The 5,092-nt window shown below is 71.8% G+C and carries 3 protein-coding genes, 1 pseudogene and 1 riboswitch; of the genes and pseudogenes, 3 read left to right on the top strand and 1 reads right to left on the bottom strand.

Annotated features, from left to right (window positions below):
• The 3 genes from trpA to gcvP all read left to right on the top strand — a co-directional run.
• Window positions 1-644, top strand: a 644-nt coding sequence (gene trpA, locus JWQ91_RS08680; RefSeq protein WP_297782515.1) for a tryptophan synthase subunit alpha, incomplete at its 5' end; no start/stop codon positions are given.
• A gap of 2 nt (window positions 645-646) precedes the next feature.
• Window positions 647-1,567: a prolipoprotein diacylglyceryl transferase gene (gene lgt, locus JWQ91_RS08675; RefSeq protein ID WP_297782513.1), complete on the top strand. Its 921-nt coding sequence runs from the start codon at window positions 647-649 to the stop codon at window positions 1,565-1,567.
• Window positions 1,568-1,612: 45 nt separating this feature from the next.
• Window positions 1,613-1,701, top strand: a riboswitch (glycine riboswitch).
• Between the two features lie 85 nt (window positions 1,702-1,786).
• On the top strand, window positions 1,787-4,621 hold the full coding sequence (gene gcvP, locus JWQ91_RS08670; protein WP_297782511.1) for an aminomethyl-transferring glycine dehydrogenase: 2,835 nt from the start codon (window positions 1,787-1,789) through the stop codon (window positions 4,619-4,621).
• Here the strand turns inward: gcvP and JWQ91_RS08665 are convergent.
• Window positions 4,622-5,092, bottom strand: a pseudogene (locus tag JWQ91_RS08665) (hydrolase); the annotation flags it as partial.

The following is a 5,092-nucleotide window of genomic DNA, read 5'->3' as shown; positions in this document are numbered from 1 at the left end:
TGCCCTACAGCGATCCCGTCATGGACGGTCCGGTCATCCAGGCCGCCGCCGAGCAGGCCCTGACCGCCGGACACCGCACGACCGACGTGTTCGACGTCGTCCGGGCCAGCGCCGCGACCGGTGCGCCGACCGTCGTGATGACGTACTGGAACCCGGTCGAGCGCTACGGCGTCGAGCGGTTCGCGGCCGATCTCGCCGCGGCCGGTGGCTCGGGCCTCATCACCCCGGACATGATCCCCGACGAGGCGGCCGAGTGGGTCGCGGCGTCGGAGGCGCACGGCCTGGACCGGATCTTCCTCGTCGCCCCGTCGTCGACCGACGAGCGGCTGGCGATGACGGTCGAGGCCGCGAGCGGCTTCGTCTACGCGACCGCCGTCATGGGCGTCACCGGGGCGCGGGACCAGACCAGCTCGCTGGGCGAGGAGCTCGTCGCCCGGGTCAAGCAGGTCACCGACAAGCCCGTCGGCGTCGGGCTGGGCGTCTCCAACGGCGCCCAGGCCCACGAGATCGCCGAGTACGCCGACGCGGTCATCGTGGGGTCCGCCCTCGTACGTTGTCTGCTGGACGCCCCCGACGAAGCGGCGGGGCTCGACGCGATCCGTTCGCTGGCGCAGGACCTGCGCGCCGGCGTCGAGAGGACCTGACCGTGCTGCACACCTTCATCCCGAGCCCGTCCGAGGGTGTCTGGCACCTGGGACCGCTGCCCCTGCGGGCGTACGCGCTGGGGATCATCATCGGAGCGCTCGTCGCGATCTGGATCGGCGAGCGCCGCTTCCAGGCCCGCGGCGGCCGGCCCGGACTCGTCGGCGACGTCGCGATCTGGGCGATCCCGTTCGGCATCGTCGGGGCGCGGATCTATCACGTGGTCACCGACCCGGAGCTCTACTTCGGGGACGGTCGGCACGTCGTCGACGCGCTCAAGATCTGGCAGGGCGGCCTCGGCATCTGGGGCGCGATCGCGGGCGGGGCGCTCGGGGCCTACATCGCCTGCCGACGCTACGGGGCCTCGTTCGCGGCGCTGGCCGACGCGCTGGCGCCCGGACTGCTGGTCGCGCAGGCGATCGGCCGGCTCGGCAACTACTTCAACCAGGAGCTGTTCGGCAAGCCGACGACCAAGCCGTGGGGCCTGGAGATCGAGCTGGACAACCGGCCTCCGGGCTTCGACCAGTTCGCGACGTTCCACCCGACGTTCCTCTACGAGCTGCTGTGGAACCTCGCGGCGGCGGCGCTGATCATCCTGATCGACCGCAGGTACAAGCTCACCGGCGGACGGGCGTTCGCGCTCTACGCGATGTTCTACACCGCCGGGCGGGTGTGGATCGAGGCGCTGCGGATCGACACGGTCAACCACATCGGGCCGTTCCGGCTCAACGTGTGGACGTCGATCATCGTCTTCCTGGTCGCGCTGGCGTTCTTCGTGCTGACCCGCAACCGCGGGCCGGCCGACGCATCGCTCGCCGAGACGCCGGACGAGGTCGACGACGTGCCGGCCGACGAGTCCGGCGAGCCCACCGACGCACCGGCCGACTCCGACGACTCGGCGAAGGACCGGCACCTCGGGTCCTGACCGGTCGGCGACTGTCGGACGGGCTTGGTAGGCTGGTGCTGCTGTCAACCGCGCGTGGGAGAGTTCGCCCAGGCGGCGCCGAAGGGGCAATTCCTCCCCGGAACCTCTCAGGCACCAAGGACCACGCGACCGAGGCAATTCTGGAGCTCCCCGTGACGTTGCGGGGGTGACAGAAGGGGAGGCGTCGTCCGTCGACCGCCTCAACCCCCGGAGCGTTCCGTGCCCCAAGACCGTGTGTCCCACGACTTCGCCAGCCGCCACATCGGCCCCACCCCGTCCGACCAGGACGCCATGGTGCGCCGGGTCGGCTACGACTCCCTCGACGCGCTGATGCAGGCCGCGGTGCCGTCCGGCATCCGCAGCACGTCGGCGCTGGGCCTGCCGGCCGCGCAGACCGAGACCCAGGCGCTCGCGACGCTGCGGTCCCTGGCCGAGCGCAACAACCCCGGCGTCGCGATGATCGGCCTGGGCTACCACCCGACCGTGACGCCCGCGGTGATCCGGCGCAACGTGCTCGAGGACCCGTCCTGGTACACCGCCTACACGCCCTACCAGCCCGAGATCTCGCAGGGCCGGCTCGAGGCGCTCATCAACTTCCAGACCCTGATCTCGGACCTGACGGGCCTGCCGACGGCCAACTCGTCGCTGCTCGACGAGGGCACCGCGGTCGCCGAGGCCATGACGCTGATCCGCCGGGCCACGAAGGGCAAGGACGCCCTGCCGATCATCATCGACGCCGGGCTGCTGCCGCAGACGCTCGCGGTGACGCACACCCGCGCCGAGGCGCTCGGGATCGAGCTGCTCGAGGTCGACCTCGCCGGCGGGGTCCCCGACGTCGAGGCGGCCGGGACGATCATCGCCTACCCGCGTGCCGACGGGCAGGTCGTCGACCCGCGTCCCGCAATCGAGGCGGCACACGCCGGCGGGGGCCTCGCGGTCGTGGTCGCGGACCCGCTCGCGCTGGTGCTGCTGTCCTCGCCGGGCTCGCTCGGCGCCGACGTCGTCGTGGGGTCGAGCCAGCGGTTCGGCGTCCCGATGTTCTACGGCGGGCCGCACGCCGGCTTCATGGCGGTGCGCGCCGGCCTCGAGCGTCACCTGCCCGGCCGCCTCGTCGGCGTCTCGGTCGACAGCGCGGGCCGTCCGGCGTACCGGTTGGCCCTGCAGACCCGAGAGCAGCACATCCGCCGCGAGAAGGCGACGTCCAACATCTGCACGGCGCAGGTCCTGCTGGCGGTCACGGCGTCGATGTACGCCGTCTACCACGGCCCCGCGGGACTGCGGAGGATCGCCGAGGACGTCAACGGTTCCGCCCGGGTGCTGGCCGCCGGCCTGCGGGCCGGGGGAGTCGAGGTCGCGGAGAACGGCTTCTTCGACACCGTCGTCGCCGGCGTCCCCGGCGCGGCCGCGGGCATCGTCGCGAAGGCGCGTGAGGCCGGGGTCCACCTGCGGCTGGTCGACGCCGACCACGTCGGCATCTCGACCAACGAGGCCACGACTCGCGAGCACCTCGAGACGGTCTGGAACGCGTTCGGCGTCGCCGCCGTCGACGAGGCGCCGGAGTCGCTGCCGGACGGGCTGCTGCGCACCGACGAGATCCTGACCCACCCGGTGTTCCACGAGCACCACAGCGAGACCCAGATGCTGCGCTACCTCAAGAAGCTCAGCGACCGGGACTACGCCCTCGACCGCGGCATGATCCCGCTCGGCTCGTGCACCATGAAGCTCAACGCCACCGCCGAGATGGAGCCCATCAGCTGGCCCGGCTTCGCCGAGCTGCACCCGTTCGTCCCGGCCGAGGACGCCGCCGGGATGATCGAGCTGGTCGAGACCCTCGAGTCCTGGCTCGCCGAGGTCACGGGATACGCCGGGGTGTCGATCCAGCCCAACGCCGGCTCGCAGGGCGAGTTCGCCGGGCTGCTGGCCATCCGGGCGTACCACGTCAGCCGCGGCGACGAGCACCGCCGGATCTGCCTGATCCCGAGCTCGGCGCACGGCACCAATGCCGCGTCCGCCGTGATGGCGGGCATGAAGGTCGTCATCGTGAAGTCGACCGCCGAGGGCGAGGTCGACCTGGACGACCTGCGCAAGCAGTGCGACGCCCACGCCGACGACCTCGCGGCGATCATGGTGACGTACCCGTCGACCCACGGCGTCTACGAGCACGGCATCACCGAGCTGTGCGACATCGTGCACTCGCACGGGGGGCAGGTGTACGTCGACGGGGCCAACCTCAACGCGCTGCTGGGCCACGCGCAGCCGGGGGTCTTCGGCGGTGACGTCTCGCACCTCAACCTGCACAAGACCTTCTGCATCCCGCACGGCGGCGGCGGGCCCGGCGTCGGACCGGTCGCGGTGGCCGAGCACCTCGTGCCGTTCCTGCCGACCCACCCCCTGCACCCCGTCGAGAGCAAGCGCGAGGGGGTCGGCGCGATCAGCGCGGCGCCCTACGGCTCGGCCGGGATCCTGCCGATCCCCTACGCGTACGTCGCGATGATGGGTGCCGAGGGCCTGACCGACGCGACGTCGGTCGCGGTGCTGTCGGCCAACTACATCGCCAAGCGGCTCGAGAGCGCCTTCCCGGTGCTCTACACGGGTGACCACGAGCTCGTGGCGCACGAGTGCATCCTGGACCTGCGGCCGCTGACGAAGGCCGCCGGGCTGACGATCGACGACGTCGCGAAGCGGCTCATCGACTACGGCTTCCACGCCCCGACGATGAGCTTCCCGGTGCCGGGCACGCTGATGGTCGAGCCGACCGAGTCCGTGGACCTGGCCGAGCTCGACCGCTTCTGCGACGCGATGCTCGCGATCCGTTCGGAGATCGACCAGGTCGTCGACGGGCAGTGGCCGGCCGGCGACAACCCGTTGGTCCACGCGCCGCACACGATGCGGACGCTGCTCGACTGGCAGCACGCCTACGACATCGGCACCGGCGCGTTCCCGGCCGGATCAGTCGACGACAAGTACTGGCCGCCGGTCGGCCGCATCGACCAGGCCTACGGAGACCGCAACCTGGCCTGCTCCTGCCCGCCGGTCGAGGCCTTCGCGGAGTAGTCAGCTGACGTCGGCCCACCACTGGATGACGCGGTCGACGACGGGGGCGGGGGTCTTGACCCACTGCACGTGGTGGGTCGAGCCGCCCTCGGGCGCAGCGTCCTTGGGGTAGACCCAGCGGGTGACCGCGTCGGGCTCGAACATCTTCTCGGTGAACACCTTGTTGGACGCCGAGACGGCGTACGTGTCGCCCTGCAGGTGCACGACCAGCGTGGGCGTGGTGATGCGGTGCGGGACGTCGTACGGCGGCGTGCCGGTGCGCACGAACCGCGCCCACTCGCGCATCAGCGTGCGGGCGCCGGGTGCGCCGAACCACGGCTTGGGCAGGTAACCGCGCACGCGGGTCACGAGGGGCACGGTGACGCCCAGCAGCAGCACGTGCAGGCCGCCGCGCGGGTACGTCCGGAAGTGGGGCACCGAGGCGCCGACCGTCACCAGGCCGTCGGCCGGTGGGTGGTGCAGCTGGTGCCC

The organism is Aeromicrobium sp. (assembly GCF_025965075.1).
Taxonomy (GTDB): Bacteria; Actinomycetota; Actinomycetes; order Propionibacteriales; family Nocardioidaceae; genus Aeromicrobium.
This window is presented reverse-complemented; position numbering and strand designations above follow the sequence as displayed.